31 protein-coding genes are annotated in these 23,504 nt (G+C 65.4%); 14 read left to right on the top strand and 17 right to left on the bottom strand.

Annotated elements, in window-relative coordinates:
- Positions 1-97: 97 nt before the first annotated feature.
- Both CH285_RS04790 and mobF read right to left on the bottom strand, forming a co-directional pair.
- Positions 98-1,123, bottom strand: coding sequence for a hypothetical protein (locus CH285_RS04790; protein ID WP_094644672.1), 1,026 nt, complete (start codon positions 1,121-1,123; stop codon positions 98-100).
- A gap of 125 nt (positions 1,124-1,248) precedes the next feature.
- Positions 1,249-5,292 carry a MobF family relaxase gene (mobF, locus tag CH285_RS04785; RefSeq protein ID WP_094660347.1) on the bottom strand — a complete coding sequence of 1,348 codons (4,044 nt, stop codon included), beginning with the start codon at positions 5,290-5,292 and terminating at the stop codon, positions 1,249-1,251.
- Between the two features lie 290 nt (positions 5,293-5,582).
- Between mobF and CH285_RS04780 the strand changes: the two genes are divergently transcribed.
- The 7 genes from CH285_RS04780 to CH285_RS04750 all read left to right on the top strand — a co-directional run bounded on the left by CH285_RS04780 (position 5,583) and on the right by CH285_RS04750 (position 9,212).
- A complete protein-coding gene (locus CH285_RS04780) occupies positions 5,583-5,870 on the top strand; it encodes a hypothetical protein (RefSeq protein ID WP_141215026.1) in 288 nt (95 codons plus the stop codon).
- Complete coding sequence (locus tag CH285_RS04775; RefSeq protein WP_094644674.1) at positions 5,867-6,703, top strand: CPBP family intramembrane glutamic endopeptidase; 837 nt, start codon at positions 5,867-5,869, stop codon at positions 6,701-6,703. Before CH285_RS04780 ends, CH285_RS04775 begins: the two co-directional genes overlap by 4 nt.
- Before the next feature lie 386 nt (positions 6,704-7,089).
- Complete coding sequence (locus CH285_RS27430; protein ID WP_141215025.1) at positions 7,090-7,608, top strand: hypothetical protein; 519 nt, start codon at positions 7,090-7,092, stop codon at positions 7,606-7,608.
- Positions 7,605-7,940 (top strand): hypothetical protein, encoded by a 336-nt coding sequence (locus CH285_RS04765; RefSeq protein ID WP_094644676.1) that lies wholly within the window; start codon positions 7,605-7,607, stop codon positions 7,938-7,940. The genes CH285_RS27430 and CH285_RS04765 overlap by 4 nt, the downstream gene beginning before the upstream one ends.
- Positions 7,937-8,329, top strand: a complete 393-nt coding sequence (locus tag CH285_RS04760) for a hypothetical protein (protein ID WP_094644677.1) — start codon at positions 7,937-7,939, stop codon at positions 8,327-8,329. Before CH285_RS04765 ends, CH285_RS04760 begins: the two co-directional genes overlap by 4 nt.
- A 19-nt stretch (positions 8,330-8,348) precedes the next feature.
- Positions 8,349-8,852: a hypothetical protein gene (locus CH285_RS04755; RefSeq protein ID WP_094644678.1), complete on the top strand. Its 504-nt coding sequence runs from the start codon at positions 8,349-8,351 to the stop codon at positions 8,850-8,852.
- A 114-nt stretch (positions 8,853-8,966) separates the two neighbouring features.
- The gene (locus tag CH285_RS04750) at positions 8,967-9,212 is read left to right on the top strand and encodes a hypothetical protein (protein WP_094644679.1); all 246 of its coding nucleotides are present in this window, start codon (positions 8,967-8,969) and stop codon (positions 9,210-9,212) included.
- 108 nt (positions 9,213-9,320) lie between these two features.
- On the opposite strand, the gene CH285_RS04745 is transcribed toward CH285_RS04750, so the two are convergent.
- The gene (locus tag CH285_RS04745) at positions 9,321-10,175 is read right to left on the bottom strand and encodes a hypothetical protein (RefSeq protein WP_094644680.1); all 855 of its coding nucleotides are present in this window, start codon (positions 10,173-10,175) and stop codon (positions 9,321-9,323) included.
- 289 nt (positions 10,176-10,464) lie between these two features.
- Here CH285_RS04745 and CH285_RS04740 point away from each other — a divergent pair, with 289 nt between their 5' ends.
- From CH285_RS04740 to CH285_RS04720, 5 genes are all read left to right on the top strand, one after another.
- Entirely contained in the window at positions 10,465-11,679 is a 1,215-nt protein-coding gene (locus CH285_RS04740) for a tyrosine-type recombinase/integrase (protein ID WP_094644681.1), read from the top strand.
- Positions 11,676-13,919, top strand: a complete 2,244-nt coding sequence (locus tag CH285_RS04735; RefSeq protein WP_052068049.1) for a tyrosine-type recombinase/integrase — start codon at positions 11,676-11,678, stop codon at positions 13,917-13,919. Before CH285_RS04740 ends, CH285_RS04735 begins: the two co-directional genes overlap by 4 nt.
- A complete protein-coding gene (locus CH285_RS04730) occupies positions 13,916-14,323 on the top strand; it encodes a DUF6262 family protein (protein ID WP_032371896.1) in 408 nt (135 codons plus the stop codon). The genes CH285_RS04735 and CH285_RS04730 overlap by 4 nt, the downstream gene beginning before the upstream one ends.
- A gap of 153 nt (positions 14,324-14,476) precedes the next feature.
- Positions 14,477-14,992, top strand: coding sequence for a hypothetical protein (locus CH285_RS04725; RefSeq protein WP_032371895.1), 516 nt, complete (start codon positions 14,477-14,479; stop codon positions 14,990-14,992).
- A 6-nt stretch (positions 14,993-14,998) separates the two neighbouring features.
- Entirely contained in the window at positions 14,999-15,433 is a 435-nt protein-coding gene (locus CH285_RS04720) for a hypothetical protein (protein ID WP_141215024.1), read from the top strand.
- Positions 15,434-15,608: 175 nt separating this feature from the next.
- On the opposite strand, the gene CH285_RS04715 is transcribed toward CH285_RS04720, so the two are convergent.
- The 3 genes from CH285_RS04715 to CH285_RS04710 form a co-directional block, all read right to left on the bottom strand.
- The gene (locus CH285_RS04715; RefSeq protein WP_255032176.1) at positions 15,609-16,205 is read right to left on the bottom strand and encodes a DnaB-like helicase N-terminal domain-containing protein; all 597 of its coding nucleotides are present in this window, start codon (positions 16,203-16,205) and stop codon (positions 15,609-15,611) included.
- Positions 16,206-16,303: 98 nt separating this feature from the next.
- Positions 16,304-16,447 (bottom strand): hypothetical protein, encoded by a 144-nt coding sequence (locus CH285_RS27770; protein WP_176458630.1) that lies wholly within the window; start codon positions 16,445-16,447, stop codon positions 16,304-16,306.
- A 36-nt stretch (positions 16,448-16,483) separates the two neighbouring features.
- The gene (locus tag CH285_RS04710) at positions 16,484-16,717 is read right to left on the bottom strand and encodes a glutaredoxin domain-containing protein (protein WP_037174601.1); all 234 of its coding nucleotides are present in this window, start codon (positions 16,715-16,717) and stop codon (positions 16,484-16,486) included.
- A 498-nt stretch (positions 16,718-17,215) separates the two neighbouring features.
- Here CH285_RS04710 and CH285_RS27765 point away from each other — a divergent pair, with 498 nt between their 5' ends.
- The gene (locus CH285_RS27765; RefSeq protein ID WP_176458629.1) at positions 17,216-17,386 is read left to right on the top strand and encodes a hypothetical protein; all 171 of its coding nucleotides are present in this window, start codon (positions 17,216-17,218) and stop codon (positions 17,384-17,386) included.
- Between the two features lie 177 nt (positions 17,387-17,563).
- Here the strand turns inward: CH285_RS27765 and CH285_RS04705 are convergent, their stop codons facing one another.
- The 4 genes from CH285_RS04705 to CH285_RS04695 form a co-directional block, all read right to left on the bottom strand.
- On the bottom strand, positions 17,564-18,583 hold the full coding sequence (locus CH285_RS04705) for a DUF4192 family protein (RefSeq protein WP_094644683.1): 1,020 nt from the start codon (positions 18,581-18,583) through the stop codon (positions 17,564-17,566).
- A gap of 47 nt (positions 18,584-18,630) precedes the next feature.
- Positions 18,631-18,771 (bottom strand): hypothetical protein, encoded by a 141-nt coding sequence (locus tag CH285_RS27760; RefSeq protein ID WP_176458628.1) that lies wholly within the window; start codon positions 18,769-18,771, stop codon positions 18,631-18,633.
- A gap of 502 nt (positions 18,772-19,273) precedes the next feature.
- Positions 19,274-19,672, bottom strand: a complete 399-nt coding sequence (locus tag CH285_RS04700; protein WP_094644684.1) for a hypothetical protein — start codon at positions 19,670-19,672, stop codon at positions 19,274-19,276.
- Entirely contained in the window at positions 19,669-19,971 is a 303-nt protein-coding gene (locus tag CH285_RS04695) for a hypothetical protein (RefSeq protein ID WP_141215023.1), read from the bottom strand. The genes CH285_RS04700 and CH285_RS04695 overlap by 4 nt, the downstream gene beginning before the upstream one ends.
- A 155-nt stretch (positions 19,972-20,126) precedes the next feature.
- Between CH285_RS04695 and CH285_RS28615 the strand changes: the two genes are divergently transcribed.
- Entirely contained in the window at positions 20,127-20,336 is a 210-nt protein-coding gene (locus CH285_RS28615; RefSeq protein ID WP_373454719.1) for a plasmid mobilization protein, read from the top strand.
- A gap of 8 nt (positions 20,337-20,344) precedes the next feature.
- On the opposite strand, the gene CH285_RS04690 is transcribed toward CH285_RS28615, so the two are convergent.
- The 7 genes from CH285_RS04690 to CH285_RS04675 all read right to left on the bottom strand — a co-directional run bounded on the left by CH285_RS04690 (position 20,345) and on the right by CH285_RS04675 (position 23,073).
- Positions 20,345-20,698, bottom strand: coding sequence for a hypothetical protein (locus tag CH285_RS04690; protein WP_094644686.1), 354 nt, complete (start codon positions 20,696-20,698; stop codon positions 20,345-20,347).
- Positions 20,699-20,750: 52 nt separating this feature from the next.
- Entirely contained in the window at positions 20,751-20,873 is a 123-nt protein-coding gene (locus CH285_RS28205) for a hypothetical protein (protein ID WP_255032173.1), read from the bottom strand.
- 107 nt (positions 20,874-20,980) lie between these two features.
- Complete coding sequence (locus tag CH285_RS27755; RefSeq protein WP_155289017.1) at positions 20,981-21,145, bottom strand: hypothetical protein; 165 nt, start codon at positions 21,143-21,145, stop codon at positions 20,981-20,983.
- An 82-nt stretch (positions 21,146-21,227) separates the two neighbouring features.
- A complete protein-coding gene (locus CH285_RS04685) occupies positions 21,228-21,572 on the bottom strand; it encodes a hypothetical protein (RefSeq protein ID WP_094644687.1) in 345 nt (114 codons plus the stop codon).
- The gene (locus CH285_RS04680; protein ID WP_094644688.1) at positions 21,569-22,405 is read right to left on the bottom strand and encodes a hypothetical protein; all 837 of its coding nucleotides are present in this window, start codon (positions 22,403-22,405) and stop codon (positions 21,569-21,571) included. Before CH285_RS04680 ends, CH285_RS04685 begins: the two co-directional genes overlap by 4 nt.
- A gap of 77 nt (positions 22,406-22,482) precedes the next feature.
- Entirely contained in the window at positions 22,483-22,656 is a 174-nt protein-coding gene (locus CH285_RS27750; RefSeq protein WP_176458627.1) for a hypothetical protein, read from the bottom strand.
- A gap of 159 nt (positions 22,657-22,815) precedes the next feature.
- Positions 22,816-23,073 carry a hypothetical protein gene (locus CH285_RS04675; protein ID WP_094644689.1) on the bottom strand — a complete coding sequence of 86 codons (258 nt, stop codon included), beginning with the start codon at positions 23,071-23,073 and terminating at the stop codon, positions 22,816-22,818.
- Positions 23,074-23,504 lie beyond the last annotated feature (431 nt).

Here is a 23,504-nt window from a genome sequence, read left to right as displayed (position 1 = left end):
ACACTTCCATATCTGCGAATCAGTGCGGCCCCGTCCATTGTGGACGGGGCCGTTCTGACTATGGGTCCAATGCTCGAGCTCTTCTACAGACGGGGCGTTATATCGACGGCCGGCGCTGCTGCGCTGGCGGGTGCACGTCGACCCGGCGTGCATGGGGCTCGGTGATCGGCTGGTTCACATGATCGGTGGCGGGTTTGGGTTCGTAGCGGATTCCCCTTGCCTGGGCTCGGGTCGTCTGGTGTTCAGGGTGGGCGGGCTTCGATCGACCGAGGCCGGTTGCTTGTTCGCTCCATTCGCGGATCCGCGCGTGGGACATGTCGGTGGAGAAATCTCGTGTGAGGTCGGCGCTGCGGTCGATGTGATCGACGACGTCGTGGTGCGCGGCCGCCCGGGTCACCTCGATCGCTTTGTCGAGATTCTCGACGGTCGTACGGGTGTGGTCTCCTCCCGGCCAGGAGCGGAGTTCGGCAACACGTGCCGCCCTGGTGGCCCCCTCGTCGAGCGTGCCGATGAGCTCGTGCGGCGACGTCTCTCCGAGGACGGTTGCGGCGCGGTGTACGTCGAGCTGCGCTTCCACTGTCTGCATGTGGTGCAGCAGCGTAGGGGTCTGGGTCTGGGACGCAATCGCGGCGTCATCGGTGGCGCTCTCGCTCAGCACTGCAAGATCGCGGCGCAGTGATTCCACCTGAAAGACCAGACCGAGGTGGTCGAGATGCAGGTCTGCGTACTCGGCGAGAGTCGAGTCGGCGTGCATGTGCAGACGAGCCGTATCGGGCAGCTCGACGCCGGTGTCCACGGCCAGATGGTGCGCGAGCTCGTCGGGTGTGCGCATGTACTCCCATGCTTCGATCGGCTGGTCCGGCCCCGTGAGCGAGGCGTGGAAGCTCGGCCGGGTCAGCTCTCGAATGTCGATCGGGCTCAGGGCGTCTGGCGTGATGCCGAGTTCGGTGTCGAGGTGCTCGAACAGTTCGCGGTCCAGTCGTGCTCGGGTGGTGAACAGGCGCAGGGTGCGCCCGTCGGGCAGGTCGACGGTGCGGGGGTGGAAGTCGTGCTGCTCGATCTCGACGATGTCGGTGGCGTTTCTGAGTCCGTACGGATCGTTCGCCGGAAGGTATCGGGCCATGTCGAGGGTGCTCCTTCGAAGTCGCTGTTCGCGCGCACCGACCGGTCCACGCAAGGGGACGTGCTGCTGGCGTGGTGATGCTTCTGGCTCGGTGTCGCTACTGGCGGCGGAAGGTGCGGCGGGCTTTAGATACGTGGTCCGCGGGTCGGCCCGGATCGGCGGGCTTGCTGCTGGCGCAGTTGTTCGCGGCGTTCGGCTTTACGTTGCTCGGCGAGGCGGCGTTGTTCTGCCGCGCGTTGCTCTGCAGCTTCTCGTCGTGCCCGGTCCGTGTCGACGATCGGATCGGGCGTCGCAGGTTGCGGGGCCGGTACCGACTGCTGTCCGGGGCCTGCGTGTGCGGGCACCGACGCGGGTGCGGTGACTGTCTTGATGCGGGCGTTGACCTGATCCCACGCGCGGGCTGCTTCGCCGTGTTCGGGTCGGTCTCCGATGAGCGTGCGGTCGGTGTCGATGCCGAATTGTTCTCGGTAGGCCCCGACTTGGCCGGCGGTGATCTGCCAGCGCAGTCGGGCACCGCCGGAGTCGGGAACCTCGCCGAGGTGGCGGGTCCAGGCGGGTTGTTCGTCGACGGCGTGCTGTCCGATCTCGCGGGTGCGTTCGGCGATCTCGGTGTATCGGCGGCGGCTCCAGGCGACGAGTTCGGGGTCGATTCCCTCGCGGTCCTGCATCGGCGGCAGGACCCAGCTCGGGGCACTGTGGTCGCGTGCTTCTCGGCCGAGGGGCCAGCGTCGTTCAGCGTCGTCGAGCAGATCCGCTGCACTCGGGTCGGGGTCGGTGACACCGCGGCGCAGTTCCACGATCGCGGCGTGGGGGTCTTTGCCGGCGCGTTCGGCATTGCGCAGGTGCGCGGCGAGGTCTGGCCACGCACCGTCGTCGGCGAGGATGGTCTCGGCGTGCTCACCGAACTGGGTCCGCAGCGTCGGTTCGATGCTCTGCGCCCAGGCGTGCATCTCGTCCGCGCCGTTCTCGATGTGCTTTTCCAGTCGCCAGTGCATGACGGCGGAGACGGAGTCGGCGCTGGCGAGTTCGCGCTGCGAGCGGGCGGCGGCCAATGTGGGGGCGGCGTCGAGGCCGAGCTGCTCGGCGCGGCGGTACTGGTGGACGAAGGTGTCCCATTCGGCTTCGGCGATCATCGTGTTCGCCAGCTCCGGACCCATGTTCTCGCGCACGATGGCTTCGATGCGGTGCGCGTCGATGAGTTCGCTCGCGTACTCGTAGCCGCCGACGTTGTAGTCGAGCTTGCGGTGTGCGACGGCGGCGTCGCGTTGCTGTTCGGTCGCCGAGACGTCCGAGCCGTCGCGGCCGATGATGGTCCGCACGACTTCGTCGGCGATCTTCTTGTCTGGGTGCACGTGGATCAGGTGCGGGTCGACGATCCGGTCGATGGGCACGTACAGCTGGTTTCCGTCACGGCCACGGGTGAGGGCGACGTAGAGGGCTTGGCGGTTCATGGTGTCGTCGACGAGGACATGAACCTGGTCGACGGTCATGCCTTGAGAGCGGTGGATGGTGGCGGCGTAACCGAGCTCGCAATACTCCTTGACGTAGTCGGCCGGCAGTCGGATGCTGCCGCCGTGTTCGAGGTGGCGCACGGTCAGCGATCCGTCGCGGTGCGCGGTCTTGACCGTCCACAAGTCGCCGTTGCGGACCCGTTCCCCACGTGTGCCGGTGACCCGCAGGCTGGTGTCGTTGCGGCGGGTGACGATGCGGTCCCCGGCGCTGGCGCGCAGTCCGTCGGAGAGGTCGTTGCCGCCCTTCTTGACCAGTCCCTTGGCGAGTCGTTCGGTGCGGGCCCGGTCGTTGAGGTCGCGGACGGCGTGGTTGCTGCTGGCGATCATCAGCGACGTCGTCTCGGTCTCCGAGGTCTTCGCCCACGCGGTGAAGACTTTCTCGGCGAGGTCGTCGGCCATGCCGTGCTGCACGCGGTCTTTCGCGGCGTACCAGGCGGCGACGGAGGTATCGCCGTCGCGCAGTCGCAGCGAGATCTCGGCTTCTTCCTTGTCGCGGAAACGGTGGACGTCGACCAGTTCCGGTGCCGCGCTCGATCGAGCGACCAGCCGCAGTGCACCACCCGTATCGACGGCGGCGAGCTGCTGCGGGTCACCCAGTAGTCGGACCACTGCGCCGTGCTCGGCGGCGATGTGAGTCAGCCGGTCCAGATCGTGTGTCGAGGCCATGCCTGCTTCGTCGACGAGAATCATCGACCCCGGGGTGATGCCGGTATCGAGTTCGTTCTCGTAGCGGGTGAGGACGTCGGCGATGGTGCGGCCGGTGACACCGAGTTCCTCGCCCAGGACGCCGGCGGCTTTCGCGGACGGTCCGAGGGCGATCACGTCGTATCCGGTACTGCGCCAGGCGTCGACGACGACGCGCATGGCAGTGGTCTTACCGGTGCCGGCCGGACCGACACCGGCGGCCAGGAGGGCACCGGAGAACAGGAAGTGCTCGACGAGTGCTCTCTTGTCCGCGCCGAGGTCCCAGCCTTTGCGTTGGGTGTGCGCGGCGAGGGCGGCGGTGTAGGCGTGGGCAGGTGCCATCACCGCGGTCGGGGTGTGGGCGGCACCGACGAGGCGGTGTTCGGCGGCGAGGATCGCTGCGCTGGTGTAGGTCTCGTTGCCGTGCACGGTCAGGATCGACGCACCGTCACTGCGCTGCAACGCTGCCGGTGTCGCGTCGACCTGCCGGGTCAACCGGATCGACTCCCCGCCGAGCGCGGCTTCGGTGACCTTCTCGGCGACCGCGTCACGCTCGGCCGCAGTCGCGAACACCAGTGGCCGTAGTTGTCGTTGGACTTCGGCTTGGATGTGCCAGCGGTTCCAGCTAGAGCGCTGTTGTGCGATGCGTGCGACGGCGGTGCGGGCGATCTCGCGGTGGTCGATCGCGGCGGCATCGGTGACGGTGATCGTGTTCCCGGTGCTCGTCTTCAAGGCGGAGTTCAGGGCGCGTCGGCCGACGACATCGAGCGCGCGTTCACGCCATTCCGCGCGTTGGGCACCGAGCGATTTCGGGGGTGCTTTCTCGTTGCGGGTTTCCAGGGTCGCCTGGTCCGCCAGGCGCATCTGCATCGCGGTCGAGGGGTCTTTGCCGTGGGTCTTGCGGTAGTCCGAGACGAGCTTTTCCAACCGTGACTCGATGGCGTCGCGGCGGGAGAACTCGCTGAGCAGTGCGGTGGGGATGCCCTCGATTTCGCGGACGGCGCGCTTGTTGATTCCCGTGCCGGGTCGGTCGGCGAACACCGTGCCCAGCTCGCGGGTGACGTACTCCTCGATGAGGGTGTTGTAGCGCTCGGATGCAGCGACGGCGAGCTTGTGCAGCACGCGGCCATCCAGGCTGCGCCATTTACCGTCGACGCCTTGCACTTTGGTGGAGATCGCGACATGGGTGTGCAGGTTCGGGTCACCGTTGCGGTTGTCGCGGTGATCGAACCGGGTGTACATCAGGCCGGTCGATTCGATCTGTCCGACACCGGCTTTGCCGACCCGGGTGTAGGAGGCGTTGTCCTCGACCCAGCCGATGGCATCGCTCACCGCGGCGCTGTGTGCGCGCTCGATCGCGACACGGGTGTCGTCGTCGCCCAGACCCCAGAGAACGGACACCGATTTCTGGGGAGTGAACACGCAGTCGTAGCCGGCGACGGGTTGACGTTCGCGGCGTTGCTGCGAGGCGATGTAGCGGACGAGCTCTGCTTCGCTGGCCGGTGACCGGCCGACTTCGCGGTGGAACTCGTCGGCTCCGACGCGGTAACGGATCTGCTGGCACTGCTCGGCGGTGAGCGGCTTTCCGCCGGCGGCGCGGTCGTTGTCGATCTCGGCGCGGATGCGTTTCATCAGCGGCACCTCGTTGCGGAAGCTCGCGAACTTGCGGCCCAGCCGCACGCTCTCGATCGCCGCGTTCGCCTTCGTACCGTCGAGGACGGCGGCCTCGATCAACGCTTGGGCTTCGGGGTGCAGGCCCTCACCGAACAGCGCCTTCATCTGGTCCTCGCGGACGTACCCGGCCACGCCGAGCTCGGCCGCGGCCCGCCCTCCCCAGATGCCCGGTTCGGTGCCTTCGGCGGCGTAGTAGTCGGTGAGGTCTTGGCCGCGTTCACGGCGAATGTCGTCGCTGGCGACCTCACGGGTGAGGTAGGTGTAGCCATCGCCGGCGTGCAGCGCGTGGACGGTCATCATCGCGGGCACCGCCGACCGCGTTCGGGCCGCTCAGCGGCTCGACAAGGCGCGTTTCGACGCGGGACTCGCTCGGAGTCGTCGACGTCGAAAGCGTGCGGCACAGACGCGATCGTAGCGCAGGAATCGCCCATGGACACTAATAGTGCAAGAGGTGTGTATGTCGTTTATCGTTTGGGCAGGCGGAAGCCTGTGGACAACAGCAAAAGGCGAGCTGCTGATGTGGCTGGGGCACGGAACTGACCTGGCGAAACAGGCATCGGCGGAGGAATTGTTCGGGGAGGAACGAGGCGATGGGGTCGACAAGAGAGCGCGTCGCGGCCCGCGAGCGTGGCCGTACAGAGCAGGCTGAGCGGGTAGCGAAGGCTCGGATCGAGCACGAGCGGATGGCGCGACGGTTCGAGGCTGCGCGAGCTCAGCGCGATGCAGCCGAACAGGTGATGGCGGTATCGCTGAGCACGCTGGTGGCCAGCTTGAGGTCGGTGGAAGCGGCCGCGGACCGAGTCGATGTCGGTCGCGAGGAGGCGGAGCGGCTCCTGGCGGCGCTCGCCGTGTCGACTGAGAGCGGAGACGACGAATGAACACCGCGACCGCTCAGCGTTCACAGTGGAGAGCTGCGCGCAAGAGATCGTCCGCTGCCTGCACCCGCGTCATCATCGGGATCCTCATAGCTCTCGGTCTCGCGATGGTCGTAGGGATACCGCTTGGTGTTGCGTCGGAGGGGTGGAGTGCCGCCGCTGCAGCGTTGCAGGCCGGCGGGGTGGTGCTCCTGCTCGCCGTGATCGTCGTTGTCGTGAGCTGGATGTTTCAGTCGGGCTTCACACCGTCGCGCAATCACTGGCGTGTACTGCGCGTCCAGCTTCTGTGGACCGTTCCCGCGCTCGGTATTCGATTGCCGGCCGAGCATCGTCGAGGACGGCCCCGGCTGGTGGTGTCGGTCCTGATCGTTCTTGTGCTGGCGGTGGCGTTCTTGCGATCCTCGGTCTGGCACCTGCTTACCGAGCATGTGTCCGGTCCGGTAGGCGATGCTCAGGTGCAACTGAACGCCGATCGCTCACGCTGGTACGCATCGAGTTGGGCAGGCAGCATTCCGGGGCTGGTGTTGGTCTCCGGGGTGGTGTGGGAAGAACTCGTCTATCGCGGAGTGCCGCTGTTGATCGTGGCTGCGACTTTCGCGGTGACCGACTCCCACCGACGCGCACATCGCGTCGTCCGTGCGGTGGTGGTGATCACCGCCTGGGCGGTTTCTTCGGTCGTGTTCGGGATCGGCCATTCGGAGTTCTCCGATTTGAATGCGGTGTCAGCAGCGATCAACGGGGCGGTGTGGGGTGGTGCCGCATTGTGGACGCGTTCCCTTGTTCCAGCTGTCGCCGGTCACACGTTCTGGAACCTCATGTCGACTGGAGTGATCTGATCCGCCGGCCAATGTCGACACGCAACTACTCGCCGGGTGCGATGTCCCGCATCTGTGTGTCCGGCCCCGATTGTGGGTGCCTGAGATCGAGCGGAGCGGTGGGAGGAATCTCGGGCATCCACATGAGGATGCAGGCCGGTGCACAGTTGGGGGCACCGCACCCGATCCCCTCACTCATCGGTGACGATGCCACCGGGCCGTGCGCCGCTCGGGCAGGTGGTTCATCTCATCCGTCCGGTGTCGTCTGCGACGCCCGGGCGGTAGAGTTCGCAGTGCGTTCGAGCGGTGCCGTGTGGGCCCTCCGCCGAACGGCGATCACGTGCACCCTCACCGACTCTCCCCGTGTCTGCGGGCGGTCGGTTCGACGAGAAAGGCCCACACACACCATGACTGTCACCCAATTGGACCCCAGCGCGATCCGCGCGGCCGCCGAAGCTGCGATCAACGAACGCATCGCGAAGGTCGAGGCGATCACCGACGCACAGCAGAAGGTCGTCGAGGCCGAAGCCGACGACGCGAAAGCGCGCGCGGCCGCCGACGCAGCAATCAAGGAAGCTCAGGCCGCGAAACGGTCGTCGGCCAAGTCCGTCGAGAAGGCCAAGGACGCGGTCACTACCGCGTTGCGGGCCGCGCTCGACGGCGGATGGACGGCGCAGCAGTTGCGGGAGATGGGGTTGACGGTGCCGACCTCTGTCATCGCGTCCCCGAAGCCGGCCTCGACGGGATCGGGACGCAAGAAGCGGCCGGTGCGGATCGGTGTTGCGAGCACCGCCACCGATGCGGACAAGCCCGGTTCGAGCGAGTCGGCCGACGCCGCTACTACCCCTCCCACCGACTCCGCACCGAACACCGAGACGCCGCCGGCGGCGCAGGAGTTCGCGACCGCTGGGCAGGGTGCGCAGTGAGCGCCCTGGGTGCGCTCGGCGTCGTCGTGTCGAACTCGGTCGGGCCCGACCCGGCGACGTTCGCGGCGTCGATCGCCTACGCCGACAGTGCCGGTGAGCCGGGCGCACCGGTTGCGTACGGCGAGTTTTTCACCCTGCTCGACGCAACCCAGTTCGTCGTCACACAATCCTGGGTACTGGCCATCACCCGCGAGTACGAGCACCTCGCCGCGACGATCGTGCGCGGCGGCCCGATCGACCCCGGACTGCACCTGCTCGATGCGGCCGGGACGCCGACGGAGATCTCCGACGCTGTCGGACAGTTGTTGATGGATCAGGCGGGTGCGCGATGACCGGCGATCACAGTGAGACGGCGTTGAGCGAGTCCGATGTGTTGGAGCTCGACATCCTTGCGCTGCTGCAGACCGCGGAGGCGAACGCCGCGTTCGATACCTACGGCCCTCTCATCACCACGCGGACCGCGCCGCAGTTCGCGGACCTGTTGCGGATGATCAACGCTCTCGCGGCCGGCGGCGACTTCGAGTCGGCGATCGACGCGGAAGTGTTCGGGGCCGTGCGCTCCCCCGTCGACATCTCGCGGTTGGAGAAGTTCGGAGTGTTCGCGACGTCGGACCCGGTCCTCAAACTCACCGCCGTGCAGACGCTCCGGACGATCCACGACGCCGAGACAGCGCCGGCATCAGCAGAAGCGCAGTCGCCGGCTCCGGGAGACGTTAGGTGATGGTCGGCAGGCCGGGCCGGTGCCGGAACCGTTAGGTATCGGCGGGGCAACAGAACTCGCGCGATTCGAGCGCTACGTCGTGCGCGGCCCGCACGTCGATTCGTGTGCGATCTGGATCGGCGCGGTAGCCGACGACGGGTACGGCCGGTTCTGGTTGATGCGCGATGGCCGACAGCGGGTGGTGCGCCCACACCGGTACGCGTTGGCGCGGGCGCTCGGTGTGCCGCTCACCGACGAGGTGACGGCATTGCACCTGTGCGACAACCCGATCTGTGTCCGGGTCACCCTCGACGAGGACACCCGCGTTGGCGGGGTGCGTCACGTCGTCGACGGGACGCAGTCACAGAATCTGCTCGACATGGGAGCCAAGGGCCGCGGGGGTGGCCGGCGTCAGCGCGGGCTTTGGTACGGACCCGACCGGGTCGCGCGGTCGCGGCGGCTACGCGATGCGGTGCGCGGTGGGTGGGACGAGGACGCGGTGCGTGCTGCGCTGCTCGATGCGGCTTCCCCGACACTGTTCTGACTTCCGAACGTGCGCGGGCGGTGATGGCCGGTCGGTTGTGGCACCGACTGTGTCGGTGGGTGGGTGTGTACTGGCAGGCAATCGGACACCGATCACGTCGAATCGTCTGCGCGAGTGACCGACACGAGGAAGGAAGGGGTGGGTTCGATGGCTGTGTATCTCGTGGCCGCTGCGATCCTGGCGTACGTGGTGTTGCGGTCGGGTCAGCGAGCGGATGGCACGTGGAAGTTTGCGCCGTTGCGCGCGACGGGAATGCTCGCGGGTGGAGTGTTCCGGATCGTGGTGTTCGTGGCCGTGTTCGCGTTCGCGATCACGCTCGGTGCATTGTTCAGCTCTGCCCGAAGTGGGTTCTCCCCGTAAGGACACTGTCGCTTCCGACCGGCGCTCCGCACCATCGCCGACCCTGACTGCGCGACAGATGCCCCGAACACACACGATGGTCGGGGGTATCAGTGTTTCTGCGGGGTTCTAGTGCTGGGGCCAGCCGCGGACGAGCTGGTCGGTGCTCGCGTGCACGGCGTTGAACGCGTCGACGAGGTACGTCAACCACGCCCGCGCGGTCTCCGGATTCGGGACCAACGTCGACGGGACGGCGTTCTGCTCCTCATCGGAGAGCTCATTGAAGTTGCTCGGGTAGTCGGTGGTGTCACCGTCGACGATGTTCGGTGCGCCGTCGATCTCGTAGGTGATCACGAATTGGAGCTCGTGCCGGTTCGGGGCGGTGAACTCGGCCGACAGTGCGAGCTCGCCCCACAGTCGCCGGTCGTAGGTGACGGCCCCGGAGTTGATCGCGGCCTGCAGCAGCCAGTGCGGAGTCCACAACGCCTGCGCGCTGCCCGGTTCGGGCCACTCGAAGTCGTCGTCGAGCACGTCGGCTTTGGCGAGGTCGAGGGTGAGCAGCGGCGCGGCCGGCGCGCGGGTTCCGTCGGCGGTGGGTGCGGTCATGGCCGGTGCCTCCAGGGTGTCGGTATGGGTGTGGGTGACGATGAGGACACCGAGGTCGGTGCCGATGTTCGCACTGTCTCCGAGAGCGTCGAGGAGTCGTTCGGCCAGGGTTGCGGCGTCAGCGGCGCGGTAGGTGCCCAGGGTGCTCCACGTCGCGGCGTCGTACGAGGTTTCCGATGCCGAGCACACCTGCACGGTCAGTGCGCCGCTACCGGTCGGGACGCGCTCGAGGTCGCCGGACGCGTCGACGACAGCAGCGATCTGCTCGCGGATGTGTACGGGCAGACCCGCATCGACAGCGGCACCGGTGGACGGTGCGTTCGTGCGGTCCGGCGCGTCGTGTGGCGGCCGTTCGGCGTGCTCACCTGTCTCTGTCACTGTCCTCGTCTTTCGGTTGTGGCCAGCTAGCACCGTAGTGCCCTCGGCGTCGTCGACGCGCTCACCGGTATCCGTGCGGGTTCGTTCAGGAGGTCGGTGGTTGCCGAAAGCTGTTGAGCCTGTTGAACGCTGCCCGCTGCCGGGTGCCGAGTTCGACCATGTAGTCGAACAGGTCGGCTTATCTTCACCCCACCTACAGGCGTCTTCGACGTCGTGTGAGCGTCGGCGTGTCGGCTTTGTTTGCACGTGAGCTGATGGTTGCCTACACCCGTACGAGAGATGGGGTGTCATGGCTCGGACCCAAAAGGTGGTACTGCCGGACGGCGGGGTGACCTGGACAGTCCTCGACCGCGACCACGCAGTAGTAGGCCCTGTCGAGGAATGGCTGGAGTGGCTTCGGGTCGCGTGCGCGTTCAGCCCCAACACAGTGAAAGCGTACTCACGCGGGCTCGCACTGTGGTGGCACTACCTCGAGCAGAACGGGGTCGAGTGGCGCGATCCCGGCCTGACCGCTTTGAGCGGATTCATCGGCTGGCTCACCGGCGGGGATCTGCCCACCGCACGCCAACACCCGGCCAAGCCCACGACGTGCGGGCCACGAACGGTGTCGCTGCAATTAGCGGCGCTGGCCTCGTTCTACGAATGGTCAGAACGCCAATACGGCGCAGTCGCACCGCGATTGGGGCGTGCACGGCGTGAAACGGAGTTCCAATCGTTCTTGACGCACCTGCAGAGCCGGCGGCGCGATCGACCTGCCGCGCTCGTCCCGCGTCGCCGCTGGCACACCGGTCCGACACCGGTGTTCCTGCCGGTGCATGTGCAGCGAATCCTGGACAGCGCAGCAACATTCGATCCAATCGGCCGGTCGTGGGCGGGGAATCTGCGTGACCGTCTGCTGTTCGAGATACTTGCCGAGACGGGCCTTCGCTTGGGGGAGGCGTTGGGTGTGCGGCACGAGGACTGGGTCGTCGGACGCGGCGGCACGCCGTATATCGAGGTTGTTCCCCGCGGCGACAATCCCAACGGTGCCAGAGTGAAGAACATGAAGGGCCGGCGCGTGTTCGTGTCCGACCGGCTCGAGCGGCTCTACGGGGACTTCCTCTACGAGGTCGGCGATTTAGCCGACCGTCATGGTTTGCCGCTTCGCGACACCGACCCCGTGTTGGTCAATACCGGTGGCGGACAGTTGCTGTCGGCGATGACACCGAGCGGAGTCTACCGGGTCGTCGAGCGGCTGCAGCGCCGTGTAGGCGGCGCCGTCCCCACCGGTTGGACTCCGCATTGGTTCCGGCATACCCACGCCACGGCGCTACTTCTCAGCGGGGTCCCCGAGCACGTCGTCATGCGGCGACTCGGTCACGCCCAGGTCCAGACCACTCTCGACCTGTACGGATGGGTGACCGAAGAGGCGGAGCTACGCAGCGTGGCCGAGTGGCGGACATATGCGCAGGGATGGCACCTACCAGCCGAGCAGGGATATACGACAAACCTGGAGAATCGATGAAGTCTGCTGCATTGCCGCTGCCCGAACACAAACAGGGCGGGGTCACCGACCACGATCTTTGGGAACTCGTTCCCGAACATGTCCGGCCCGGAACGACTCTCGACATGCTGGCCTGGCCGTGGAACGAGGTGATCTATCACTACCCGAGCCGGACTCACCAACATGTAGCACTCGATGTTCCCGATCCGGTCCGCCACGAATTCATCTGGTGGCTGTGGTCGCTGCATGTCACCGGTGAACGGGTCTCGCCGTCCGCGGTCTCGACGTGGATGCATTCGATCGCCCAAATCAGCACCTCGCGGGTCCAGCGAGGCCACCCACCGATCACATCATTCCTCGACCTGGACCTCGACACGTGGATCACCGAGGCCCGGTCGGCCTTCACCGCCCGCCACCAACGTCTTCCGGGCGCACGGTTCAGCCAGAACCATCTGCAGATCATGCGCCGCCTCCGGCGGGCGGTCGCCATCGCCTATCACGAACAGGCGTGGTGGCAGGCCGAGCTGTGGGATCCCCTCCACGACTCCCGAATACCAGCACGCCGACACGAACCGCGCGGTCATGCCACGGTCGACTGGTCGACCGTGGAACCGGATTGGCTTCGTGCCGCAGGCCAATGGTGGCTCGGAACCCTTCTCAACGCCGACCGGATTCGGTGGGGCAGCGTCGGTCGATACCGAACCTCGTTGTGCGCTCATCTCGGGCCCTTCCTGATCGAACGCGGTATAGACAGTCCCGTCCTGGTCACCGACCCGGCGACGATGCTGCGTCCGTTCGCGAATGACTTCCTCGGCTGGCTACGCACCCGCCGCGCGGCCAACGGGCCCAACAAAGGCCAACCGTTGTCCAACAAGACCATCTCCCTCACCCAGACCGCAGTGAACTCGATGTACGCGTTCTTCGTCGAACACCGCGACGAAGCGGCGTTCGTCCTGGGCGACCCGCGATGGCGTGAGCTCACCGAACGCCACCTCGTGATGTGGCCGCGAGGGGAAACGATCTCGGTCGTGCGCTCCGACGACGCACCCGAGTACCTCGACGACGAAGATCTCAGTCGCGTCGCCGCGCATCTGGATCTGATCGGTCTGCCGGTCAAGGAGAGTCGCACCATCGTCGTCGATGGGCAGGACAAGACGGTGTTCGGGCTCGGCGACCCGCAGGTCATGCGCGCCTATCTGCTGCTGATCCTCACCGGCCGCCGAGTCAACGAAATCCTGATGCTCGATCCGGACCCTCTGTGCCCTCTACTGACGACACCCGGTCAGCAATCCGATACTCAGGACTCCGCTCCCGAAAGCCGGACGGCGGAGTTCTTCGTGGCGCGGCTGCGCTACCAGCAGACCAAGATCGATGGAGCCCCGAACACGATCCCCGTCGAGCAGGCCGTGGTGAACATCATTCGCGAGCAACAGGACTGGGTTCGCGACACTATCCTGCCGACGTTGACCGTCGGCGCGGAACCGAAGTATCTCTTCCTCGCGCGCAAGGGCAACCAACGGGGCCAGCGTCCACTCGGCGGCATCCGTCAACGGCTCACCGACCTTGCTGCGTTGATAGAGCTTCGCGACAAACACGGCTGCCCTGTCGATTTCCAGCGCACCCACCGGTTGCGGCATACCAAGGCCACTCAGATGCTCAACGCGGGCACACCACTGCACGTCGTGCAGCGCTATCTGGGGCACGTCTCACCGGAGATGACACTGCGCTACGCAAAAACGTTGGCCCGCACTCATGAGGAAGAGTTCCTGCGTCTGACCTTGATCGGCACCGACGGGCGGGACCATGACGTTGATCAACATGCGCTCCTCGATGTCCTGCAACTCGATCAGCGCACCGACCGGATCCTGCCCAACGGCTATTGCCTGCTGCCGCGCCCGAAAACCTGCGAACGGGGGAACGCGTGCCTGACCTGCGGCGAGTTCGCAACGAATGCCACCTATCTGACTGAACTCGAAGACCAGCGGGACTCGACACTAAATCTGATCGAAACCCGACGCGCACAACACTTTCAGCGCACCGGCAAGCACATGACCGACGACAACATGTGGCTCACCGCCCGCCGCAGCGAAGTATCCGCACTGAACCTGATCATCGCCAACCTCATCTCCCCTGACGGTGACGAATCGACCACGGTGCAGGGAGCCGGCGTCGGTGGCCGAGACGCCGTCCGCCGGGCATCGCAGCCACGGACCCCGGTCGACCTGCCACTGGGCCCGAGCAGGAAAGGACATCGCCCATGACACTCGATGCCGAACAACGCAGTCAATTGCTCCGCCGCTCTGCCGAGGCCCGCACTACCGCCGCAGTCGAGAAGGCAACGAAAGCTATTGCCGCACTGAATAAACGCGGCGAAGCGGTGAACTTCCGCAAGGTGGCACGTGAAGGGAATGTCAGCCTCGATTTTCTCTACCGCAACGTCGAACTACGCGAGACGATCATTCGTTTACGAACCCGGAACCAACCGGCACCTACGACGCTGACTTCCCAAGACACTCAGAGCACGATCGTGCTCAGCCTCACCCGCCAACTGCGCGAAGCGAAAGCCGAAATTGCCCGGCTGCAAGCCGCGCTCGCTGCGGCACACGGCCAAAATCTCGCGTTACGGCGAACCTCGCCCACGCCCCGGTACAAGCCCGCAACGTGACCGGTATGCAGATGTCTCAGCAGCGAACCGGTCGGCGAATCGACCGACCAGACATCGCTATCGAGGACATCGATTGATTGACCGCGGGGGGTAGACACCCACCCGAAGGCCGTGTCACAGTGGTCAAACCCAATAGTTAGTGAGGAGACGTAAATGAAAATTCGCACCGCACTTACCTCAGCTGTCATCGCAGCGGTGATCAGCAGTGTGTCCGTTCAGGTCGCGAGCGCTGCTCCGGTCGCTGCCGCCCCCTCATCGTCGGCACCGGCTGCCGCTTCTTCGGAAGAAGTCCAGGTGGAGAACCTCGCGGCGGCATTCTCGGCGCTGGAGCGGATGCCGCAAGACTTGCAACAGAGGGCACCGAGCGACCCGGAGGTGCAGGCGTGGATTCAGAACAACATCTCCGATCCGGCACGGCCCGGTGGCGTGGTGACGCCACAGTTCAACCCGTTCTCGTGCGCGGCAGCTATCGCCGACTTCGCCATCGGTGTCGGTTTCCCGGCGGCGAAGATTATCCGAATTGCGCGTGAGGCCGGCGGTTTCACCAAGTTCGCTCGGTACGTATTCGATTTCGTGCGCGGGGGCACGTTCCCTGCCGAAGCCAGCGATGAGTTGATCGAGCTGCTCGGCAAGGTCACCGGTGTCGGCGGTTTGGTTGCGTGCCTTTAAGGTTGAGTGACTGTGGACATCGAACCAGCCCCGAAGGAAGGCGCAGGTACCAAGATTGCCCTCGCCTCGATTCTGTCAGTGTGCTTCTTCTTCGGCAGTTATATTGTCTCGACCATTATCAGTGAGGTGTTGGGGAGACGTGGGCTACCTGGTTCACCGCTGATCTACGCTGTGGTCATTTTCCCACTCACGGTGTTGTTGGTGGTGTTCGAGGAGCGCATCCAGGAATCGAGCTATTGGACACGTATCAAGCGGTTTTGGTACGTCGGAATCGTTGCGGTCGGTTCGGGTCCACCCATCGTATTGACAATCTTCACGCCGATGCTGTTTTGGCAGTCGCTCCCTCCTGGCGGACCCACTGGAGTCGCAATCGCCTCGATGATCGGTGTCGGGCTTGCAGTGATGGCACGCGGTTCCTACGCGATTCGCCGACATCGCTGACGAGACCAGGCGTCCGATAGAGGGATATCCTTATCCAGTTACAACGGCGTGTCCCGGTCCGGGTCAACAGGGGTATTCCTTGTCGCCGGGAAGTGCGTCAACCTGGCTCGAACGGCCGTTCGGCGAACAGTGCGATTGAACGCCGTGCTCGAACACGTCACGGCACTCCTCAACCTCAGGAGGCGAATCTGATGGTCGAAGACATGTCTGTCACAGCTGGTAAAGGGTGTTCATTGCCCACAACAGCGCAAGATGCAGATAGGAATTCTTCGGGTGCCTCCTCGGCGGCCTGGGCCAATCGTTGGCCAGCGATGTGGAAGCTGCGGCGGTAGGACTGGGACAGGACGTTGTCGGCGTAGTGCACGGCTGCGACGGAGTGCGCGCCGGCGGTGACGATGCCCATGAGGCGTTTGCGTAGCGGGGCGTCTTTGGCTCCGTCGGCTCCGGATCGGATGAGTGCACCGGTGACGGACGCGAAGTCGTGGGGTTGGCCGGCGGCGATGAGGTCGACGATGTGCCCGTACATGCGTGCGTGCGCGGGATCCTCGAAGTCCGCCGCAGTGAGCGTGCTGGCGATCCGCTCGATGTCGGTTCCATCGGCGCTCTGGTTACGCACGTCCATCAAGGCGCACAGGAGCATCGCTTCAGGGTCGGTGGCCGGGTCGTATCCGGGTTCGACCGACGTATCGAGGTCCTCGACGGGTGCGAGGTCCGCGCGTGCCTGCGCTGCCGGGTCGTCGCCGGGCGTGGGGACTGCGCGCAATGCGTTCATCGTTGGCCTCGTGTTCGTGTCGGGTCGGACGTCGTACCGGCGGTATCGGTGCTATCGGTGCTATCGGTGCTATCGGCTGTGATGCATCGCGTCGGTGATCAGGATGCGGCTTTGTCGATGTCGTGGTGCTCGCTGTCGGCATGGTCGGCCTGGCGTGTTGTGGGGTGTTCTGCGGTGAGTTCGGCGTCGATCTGGCGGTCGATGTAGTCCGGGTCGGGGGTGTAAGCGGGTACGAGTCGCATGGTGGGGCCTCTTCTGTGTTTGTGGGTTTGTGGGTTTCAGGCGGCGGCGAGCTCGTCGAGGGCGTCGATCCGGAATCCGCTCCAGTGGGTGTCCTCGTCGACGTACACGACGGGGGCCTGGAGGTAGCCGAGTTCGCAGCTGACGAAGTGGCGGGCGGTGTCGTCTTGCGTGATATCGACAGTCCGGTAATCGAGGCCGTGTTTGTCGAGTCGTCGTTTCGTTGCGTCGCATTGTCCGCAATTGGGTTTCGTGTACACGGTGATCGACATAGCTTTCTCCTTTTCGGAATTGTTGGCGTTGACTTCTATTCTACGGCAACAGCGGCATTTGCACCAGAGTTAATACTGCTTCAATATTGTCCATTCATGTTGTTGCCCTTGCCGTTTCATGCTCGCTTCTGGCCGCAACGCTTATTCGTCAGGGGAATTGAAAATACAGTTATCGGACACCTTCCCTACCCTTTTCTTACTGCGTTCTTTTCGCTTCCGGGTGGCGCGAAAAAGAGACGGCGGCGCACGGCGTCGACGGTCAATGCCTGGCCGGTGCGAGTGTTTGCCGGGGAGCGTAGCGAGGGTGGGTCGGGCGAACAGTCGTGCTGGGCCCTGTGGGCCGGAGCGTGAGCGGAGTCAGGGGTTGATCTTCGGAGATGACGGGTGTTGCATTCTCGTTGCGCAGCCAGACGGACCGAAAAGAACCCTCCGCGTCGTCTTCAGCGGCCGAGCTCGTAGCCGCAGTTGTGCTCCTGCTGGTCGGTAGGGTGCTGGGGTATGGAGCGCTCGCGGATCGAACATGCCTTGTCCAAAGCCGTGGTGAACGCGTCTCCGCCGCCGTCGGAGCTGGCGCTCGATGCGATCGTGGCCGGTGTTCGGGTCGAGGACACCCGACCCACCGCCGCCGACGTCGACATGGTGTGGCCGGCCGATCCGACGTCCCTCTGAGCGCAGTTCCGCTCTCGGCCTCCCCCTGATCCGACGGCCGCCCGCTCCGCGCAGGCAGGACGCTGCTGGGCGCGTCTGTCGGTGTGAGGGCTCGATGCCCGATGCACCGGCCCCGCGTCCGCGACCTAATTGCTGGGCGTGGCCACCTCGAATCGGTGGCCACGCTCGGCAGCGGCGTCAGGTGTAGCTCTGCACTCTGCCGATGTGGGCGGCGACGTAGTCGGGGGTGATGACTTCGCCGAGTCCTCGGACCTCGGTCGGTTCCATTCCGGCAGCGAGTGCAGCCGAGAGTAGGACCGCCAGTCTCGGCAGGGTGAGGTCGGCGCGGTGCGCGGTGCGTTCGGCGGCCTCGAGTGCCGCGTGAGCTGCTGCGCCGTCGCCAGTGCAGTACAGAAAGTAGGCGGCGATGGTGAGGGCGTTAGCGCGGGCGGTACCGCGTAGTGGGGCGGCGATGCGGGTGAATGCGTCTGCTGCGTCGTGGTCACCGTGGACGTGCAGGGCCATGAAGGCGTCTCGGACTTCGGCGTGGCCGGTGGCCAGTGCGAGGCCGACACGAGCGGTGAGGTCGGCGCTGGGGACTTCGCGGGCATGGATGACGGCTGCGAGCTCGTCGAACGTGACGGGCAGAAAATCGGCACCCATCGTCGCGGCGGCGGCGAGTGCCAGGGATTCGGGAATCTCGGCGGTGGGGGCGTATCGGGCCTCGAGGTCGGCGCGTGATGCGGCGATGACGGCTCCGCGTGCGGTGAGGGCTGCCGCGAGCGCCGTGGTGGCGGGGTCGGGAATGATGCCGTCGGTGAAGCGGTCGAGGTCGGTGAACGTCGTTCCGGCGGTGAGACTGTAGGTGTGCAGGGCGCGGATGGTGCGGATTCCGCGTGCGGTGAACGCGTCGCGGATGGCGTCGAGTCCGAGCAACGCAGCGCCTGCATGGGCAGTGTCTGCGATCGCGGCGAGGATCACGGCGGTGACCGGTCGTCCGTGGACGGTGTGCCGGGACAGTGGGGTCGCGACGTTGTCGGATCCGGCCTCGGCCTGGACGGCGGCGATACGGGCGGCGGTGACGACCTCGTGCGAGCCGTTGCCGTTGTCGGCCAGGGTGATGGCGATGACGGAGTTGTCGGGGGTGTATCCGAGCAGGGCGGGGATGGCGGCGAGGGTGTCGGCGGCGGTGGCGAGGGACATACGACGTTGAGTCATGGTGATGCCTTTCAGTGTGTGCGGGTGTGGTTGGGGTGGAGCGGTTTTCAGTGGCGCAGTTCGCGGCGTGCGGTGCGTCGGTCGCGTCGTGCGCTGGCGCGTTTGACGGTGCGGCGGACTGTCCGGTGGCCGCGTCGGTGGACGATGATGTCGATTTCGTCGGCGGTGGTGGGGTGTTGTGCGCGCATGGTGACCTCTCCCTCGAGAACTGGTGGCCGGACCTTCTGCCCTGCCGAATTTCTTTCGCCGTGGTGGCTGGGGAGAGAAACCAGCGCACGGGAACGACGGGGCAACCCTTCGGCCGGACAGTTTTCGTGGGAGCGAAGCGACTGCTCTACGAAAAGTGTTCGGAGCCTTGGCCGTAGCGCAGCGGAGCGAGGGGTTGAGCCGGCGGGCACGGGTGATGGATGCTCGCCAGAAGCCACCTAGGTCGAAAGAAATTGATTCTTTTCGCTCTTTTGAGTGCGGAGCGCAGCGGAGTTCGGTTCGGTGCAGCCCGTAGGGGTGCGTGTGGCCCGTTAGGGCCTGCTTGTGTACGTGGCCGGCCGCTGGGGGTGGGACGCGGAACGCCGCCGGAGCTGGTGCTCTACGGCGGCGCGGTAGTGGGGTACGGCTGTGAGGTGATTGCGCGGGAGCGACGGAGGGTGACGACGCTCGGTGTCGCGGTAGCTCGTGGTTGTCGTTGTTGGGTCAGGTGTTTCGTTGGCGGCTGTGGTGGCGTTGTTCGGCGTCGTTCACTGTGGCGACGTAGTGCGCGTCGGTGGTGTTGATGATTCGGTTCAGTTTGTGGGCGATTGTGGCGGCGATGGCGGTGACCGTTGCGGCTGCGATGTAGAGGGCCCATCGGATCGCGGCGGGTGGAGTGGTGTTGTGCACTAGGACGATGGTGGCGAAGAAGATGGTGACGACGTTGACGGTGGTGATGAGCAGTGCTCGTTTGAGATGGCGGATCCGGGCGCTGACGTACCGTCGGTGTGCCTGGTAGTAGCGCAGTTGATGTTCGGTCGTGAACTCGGTGAGCAGCTCGGTGTGGCGTCGTTGCAGGTTGATTTCGGCGTCGGCGAATTCGTCGCGGTGGAGTGGGTTCATCGCTGGTTGTCGGCCTGGTCGAGGGTTTCGTGTCCGCCGTCGACGTTGTTGCGGTGCGCGCGATCTGCTCTTCGGGGGTTGATGATTTCTACCCAGATCACGATGGAGGCGAAGACGATGACGACGATGACGACGAGGCTGATCAGGAGGGTGCCGAGGCCGATGGGCATGGTCGTGTGGATTCCGCCGCTGTTGGGGTCGTCGTTGCCTGAGTAGGCGAGCCAGAGGACGAGGGCCATGACGCCGAGGCCGATGATTCCGGTGACTGCGACGGTTGCGTATTGCCTGCGTGTGTTCATGGTGCTCTCTTCCCCGATCACTGGCGTGTGGTGGCCCGATGTTGTCAGATGGTTCCGACATTTTCGATGGCTTTCGCCGGCGTCGTTGGCCGGTACACCGATTTAACGTAGTCGGTTAAAGATTGCTGCGCAACTGTTTTGTGTAGTCGGTTAATATGTGTTTCATGGGTCAGCGTGGTAGGCCGAAGTCGGTGGAACCGATCCGGGATCGAGTTGTGCCGGTGCGGTTTACGGAGGACGAGCATGGCGAGGTGTCGGCTGCTGCGGCGGCGGAAGGTGTGACGTTGAGTGCTTTTCTGCGGGCGCGTGGTGTGGCGTCGGCGAAGCGGGCCCTCAGGCGTGAGGCCGGTTCGGCGGACGGGTAGTCGCCTGGTCAGAGTGATTCGATGTGGAGGCGTTCGCGGTCGTATTGCTTGCAGGTGGCGATGGCTGCGGTGGCTGCGTCGTCGGATCCGAAGATGTAGCGGAACAGCGGCGTGCTGTCGGGTAGGTCGGTTCCTTTTGCGGCTGCGGTCGGCACCCAGGGGCGTCGGGCGTGTGTATTGACGGTCTTCTTGCTCATGCCGAGCGCTTTAGCGGTGTCGGATTGGCTGAGGCCGTTGAGGAGTGCGGTTTTGACGAGGGCCTGGTCGACGTAGTTGTCGGCAAGGTAGGTGAGGTGTTGAACGAAGAAGCGTGAGCGTTGTCGTTGTTCGGTGAGTGCGTCGACGGTGGGGGTGTCGGTCATATCGACAGTATGCCGGTACACAACGGGTACCGCAATACCCAGAACGCTCGGCCTACTTGTCGCTACCGAAGAACCACCAGGTGAGGGCTATTGCGGTGGCGGCCGCGAGTACGAACAGTAGTGCGGTCATCCAGTGGGGGTTGCCGGTGTCGATGTAGGTCAGCGCGTGCGCCATGGGTGCCGCTCCCCTCTTCGTCGTGTGTCGAGAAGTGTCCGGCTGCTGGGGCGTCCAGTGTGTCACTGCCCCCGGTGGGTTCTCAGGTCTTTCGAGGGGCTGTTCGGTCAGGTGGTGGCGGGTACGAGGGTGTCGGGTTTGACGAGGTAGGGGTAGACGCCGGGGCCTGGTGTTTCGTTTTCGACGAGGATGAGGCCCTCGGGTTGTATGTCGCGTACGACGACGATGCCGGGTGCGCCGGGTGCGAGGTGGTAGCGGTCGCCGATGTTCACGGTCTCTCCTGTGTTTGCGGTGGTGTGTGCTGATTGTCGGTGATCGAGGCCGATCCTGAGGGCTACTGCGGGGTGGTGTCGGTCATGTGATGGGTGTGATGGCGTCGGCGGGAACCCATTGTCGATCGAGGTCGAGTCGGCCCTTCTTGTTGCCCGTGGGGATCGAAAACGACACTTGCGCAAGCCAATCGCCCACACTGGTCCGTGCCCATGCGAACAGGTTTCCTTCGACGATGGTGTCCATGGCCAAGCCCTCGGCTCTCACTTTGAGAGCCGTGGTGTCGCGGAATCGCCCGCCTCCGGATCGTCCGATCGCCAGCGCGATATTGACGTGCACCGATTTTGGTGGGTCGACGATGCGGCGGGTGGGTGGCTCGAAGGTGGTGGGCCAGGCATCGAAGATGCCGGCCTCGTTGTGGGTGCTCATTGCGCGACCGCGACGGGCCGGTGGCCGGCGAGGTCGTCGGCGGGTGCGGGTGTCCAGCGCAGGCCTGTCTCACCGAACGTTGGCGCGGTGAGGGTGTACCGGCCGGTGCGGTGCGGCGTTCCGCGGCCGTGGACGGCGGTTTCGAGGGTGATCGACTTGATGCGACCTCTCCCCTGCTCGATGCCGCCGTACCCGCAGACGGTGGAGGCGATCGTGAGATCGATACCGGGCATGTGTCCGTCGGTCAGGATCAGCACACTCGCCTGTCGACGATTCCTGGCGAGCAAAGCTCTTGCGCGCGTGGGTGGTACGTCTCGTCCGTGGACGGTGGTGACGACCAGATCGACCCCGTCGAGACAGATCGAGGCGGCGTCGAGAGGGTCAGTTTTTCCAGGATCTACAAGATGCACTTTTGCGAGATTGCCGCCGTGTTCGTGGACGGCGAGCAGGCTCAGGCGTGGTTGGCCGATGAGGGCGACGTGGTGGCCGGCGGCGGATGCTTCGGCGACGAGCGCGATGAGTATGGACCCGGCGCCGGTGACGGTGACGGCGGTTCCGCGGGCCAAGGCTCGGCGTGGGAGCAGTGCGGCGAGCGGTGGGGGTACCGGCATGGTCCGGAGGGTTTCGCCGCGTACAGCGGCGGTGAGCGGTTCCGCATCGTCGTCGGCGGGCGCGGCCTGTGCCGCCGGTTCGGGTGCGGTGATGGTGGGCATGTCGGCGGGTGCGTGGTCGCGGCGGCCGCCGGGGACGGTGGCCATCCGACGCCGGAGGACGTCGAGTTGGGTGGCTTTGTCGAGTCCGGTGAGGTCTGCGATCGCGTCGACGGTGGCCATGACGATCGACCTTTCGCCGTGCCGGTAGGAACTACCGTCAGCGTATCGAACGGGTGTTCGACTGTCGAATGTGCTGGTCAGCTCGTTCGGCGGGGAACGGAGACGCCGTCGAGGTCATCCTTGGTGAAGGTCCAGGCGAGGTGCCGGTACAGGTGGAGAGTGCGTTTCACCTGGTCGAGGGCATCGGAGACGGCGGGGTGGTCAGGGTCGTGGCCGTCCGCTCGGATGGCTGCGCGTTCGTCGTGGTCCATGTCTGGTTGGACGCACGGGGTGGCGCGGTGGTTCCGGCAACAGTCATTCACGCGAACGACTGGACGAGGTGTACGAGCCGTCCATCTCCGGCGATGCGGGAGGCAAAAAAAGGGGGGTCCCGGCCCCGTGGTGGGACCGGGACCCCGGAGGGCCTGGCTTTAGTTGGTGCACCAGAAGGACCCGACCGGGATGGCTGCTCCCGGCTGCCCGGCGCACCACCGGCAGGTGGTGTCGTGCTCGATCCGTCCGAGCACTCCCTCGGCTTCCTCGATGAGGATGGGTAGCTCTGCTGCGCTGGCGAGCGCGAGCGCTTCGGTGGCCCACCGGGCCCCGCGCGGATCTTCGGCGGGGAGCTGAGCGGCATTGCCGATGAGCTCGGTGATGATCTGGTGATCGTTGAGCAGGTTGTTGTTCATGGCAGGGACACCTTCCAAAGGTTCGGATGAGACGTCCCCGATCGACATGACGAGGGTGGACTGTCAAACCGCGTCTTGGGAGCTTGCGACCGCGGTTTGATTGGACGGGGTCCCCGGCATGTCAGGCTGGGACGACTCGTACGACCAAATTGGTGACCCATATGGGGCGGCCCCGGAGGGGACGTGCGACCGCTTGCGGTCGGTTTCGATGGTTCGCCGGTGCCCTGCGCGGGCATTCGTCGTCGATGCCCCCGAATCCGTTGTCTCCGATGCTCGCCACTGCTGGGCCGCTCCCGTCCGGACCGGCCTGGGTGTGGGAATGGAAGTGGGACGCAACTGCGCGGGTTCACAGAAACTCGCGGACGATAGCGGCGCAACTCGCGCGTGGGTGGAGCATCAACCCCTGAGGGACAACCGCATTCGCAGACTGG

It is taken from the genome of Rhodococcus sp. 05-2256-B1, from assembly GCF_002258465.1.
GTDB lineage: Bacteria > Actinomycetota > Actinomycetes > Mycobacteriales > Mycobacteriaceae > Rhodococcoides > Rhodococcoides fascians.
Note: the sequence above shows the minus strand (reverse complement) of the source record. Positions and strands in the feature narration are given on the sequence as shown.

What these genes read in the sequence shown, in the direction of transcription:
- CH285_RS04790 (WP_094644672.1), bottom strand. Translation starts at nt 1,123, where the DNA reads ATGGCCCGATACCTTCCGGCGAACGATCCGTACGGACTCAGAAACGCC.
- mobF (WP_094660347.1), bottom strand. Translation starts at nt 5,292, where the DNA reads ATGATGACCGTCCACGCGCTGCACGCCGGCGATGGCTACACCTACCTC.
- CH285_RS04780 (WP_141215026.1), top strand. Translation starts at nt 5,583, where the DNA reads ATGGGGTCGACAAGAGAGCGCGTCGCGGCCCGCGAGCGTGGCCGTACA.
- CH285_RS04775 (WP_094644674.1), top strand. Translation starts at nt 5,867, where the DNA reads ATGAACACCGCGACCGCTCAGCGTTCACAGTGGAGAGCTGCGCGCAAG.
- CH285_RS27430 (WP_141215025.1), top strand. Translation starts at nt 7,090, where the DNA reads ATGACTGTCACCCAATTGGACCCCAGCGCGATCCGCGCGGCCGCCGAA.
- CH285_RS04760 (WP_094644677.1), top strand. Translation starts at nt 7,937, where the DNA reads ATGACCGGCGATCACAGTGAGACGGCGTTGAGCGAGTCCGATGTGTTG.
- CH285_RS04740 (WP_094644681.1), top strand. Translation starts at nt 10,465, where the DNA reads ATGGCTCGGACCCAAAAGGTGGTACTGCCGGACGGCGGGGTGACCTGG.
- CH285_RS04735 (WP_052068049.1), top strand. Translation starts at nt 11,676, where the DNA reads ATGAAGTCTGCTGCATTGCCGCTGCCCGAACACAAACAGGGCGGGGTC.
- CH285_RS04730 (WP_032371896.1), top strand. Translation starts at nt 13,916, where the DNA reads ATGACACTCGATGCCGAACAACGCAGTCAATTGCTCCGCCGCTCTGCC.
- CH285_RS04725 (WP_032371895.1), top strand. Translation starts at nt 14,477, where the DNA reads ATGAAAATTCGCACCGCACTTACCTCAGCTGTCATCGCAGCGGTGATC.
- CH285_RS04715 (WP_255032176.1), bottom strand. Translation starts at nt 16,205, where the DNA reads ATGAACGCATTGCGCGCAGTCCCCACGCCCGGCGACGACCCGGCAGCG.
- CH285_RS27770 (WP_176458630.1), bottom strand. Translation starts at nt 16,447, where the DNA reads ATGCGACTCGTACCCGCTTACACCCCCGACCCGGACTACATCGACCGC.
- CH285_RS04710 (WP_037174601.1), bottom strand. Translation starts at nt 16,717, where the DNA reads ATGTCGATCACCGTGTACACGAAACCCAATTGCGGACAATGCGACGCA.
- CH285_RS27765 (WP_176458629.1), top strand. Translation starts at nt 17,216, where the DNA reads ATGGAGCGCTCGCGGATCGAACATGCCTTGTCCAAAGCCGTGGTGAAC.
- CH285_RS04705 (WP_094644683.1), bottom strand. Translation starts at nt 18,583, where the DNA reads ATGACTCAACGTCGTATGTCCCTCGCCACCGCCGCCGACACCCTCGCC.
- CH285_RS27760 (WP_176458628.1), bottom strand. Translation starts at nt 18,771, where the DNA reads ATGCGCGCACAACACCCCACCACCGCCGACGAAATCGACATCATCGTC.
- CH285_RS04700 (WP_094644684.1), bottom strand. Translation starts at nt 19,672, where the DNA reads ATGAACCCACTCCACCGCGACGAATTCGCCGACGCCGAAATCAACCTG.
- CH285_RS04695 (WP_141215023.1), bottom strand. Translation starts at nt 19,971, where the DNA reads ATGAACACACGCAGGCAATACGCAACCGTCGCAGTCACCGGAATCATC.
- CH285_RS28615 (WP_373454719.1), top strand. Translation starts at nt 20,127, where the DNA reads ATGTGTTTCATGGGTCAGCGTGGTAGGCCGAAGTCGGTGGAACCGATC.
- CH285_RS04690 (WP_094644686.1), bottom strand. Translation starts at nt 20,698, where the DNA reads ATGACCGACACCCCCACCGTCGACGCACTCACCGAACAACGACAACGC.
- CH285_RS28205 (WP_255032173.1), bottom strand. Translation starts at nt 20,873, where the DNA reads ATGGCGCACGCGCTGACCTACATCGACACCGGCAACCCCCACTGGATG.
- CH285_RS04685 (WP_094644687.1), bottom strand. Translation starts at nt 21,572, where the DNA reads ATGAGCACCCACAACGAGGCCGGCATCTTCGATGCCTGGCCCACCACC.
- CH285_RS04680 (WP_094644688.1), bottom strand. Translation starts at nt 22,405, where the DNA reads ATGGCCACCGTCGACGCGATCGCAGACCTCACCGGACTCGACAAAGCC.
- CH285_RS27750 (WP_176458627.1), bottom strand. Translation starts at nt 22,656, where the DNA reads ATGGACCACGACGAACGCGCAGCCATCCGAGCGGACGGCCACGACCCT.
- CH285_RS04675 (WP_094644689.1), bottom strand. Translation starts at nt 23,073, where the DNA reads ATGAACAACAACCTGCTCAACGATCACCAGATCATCACCGAGCTCATC.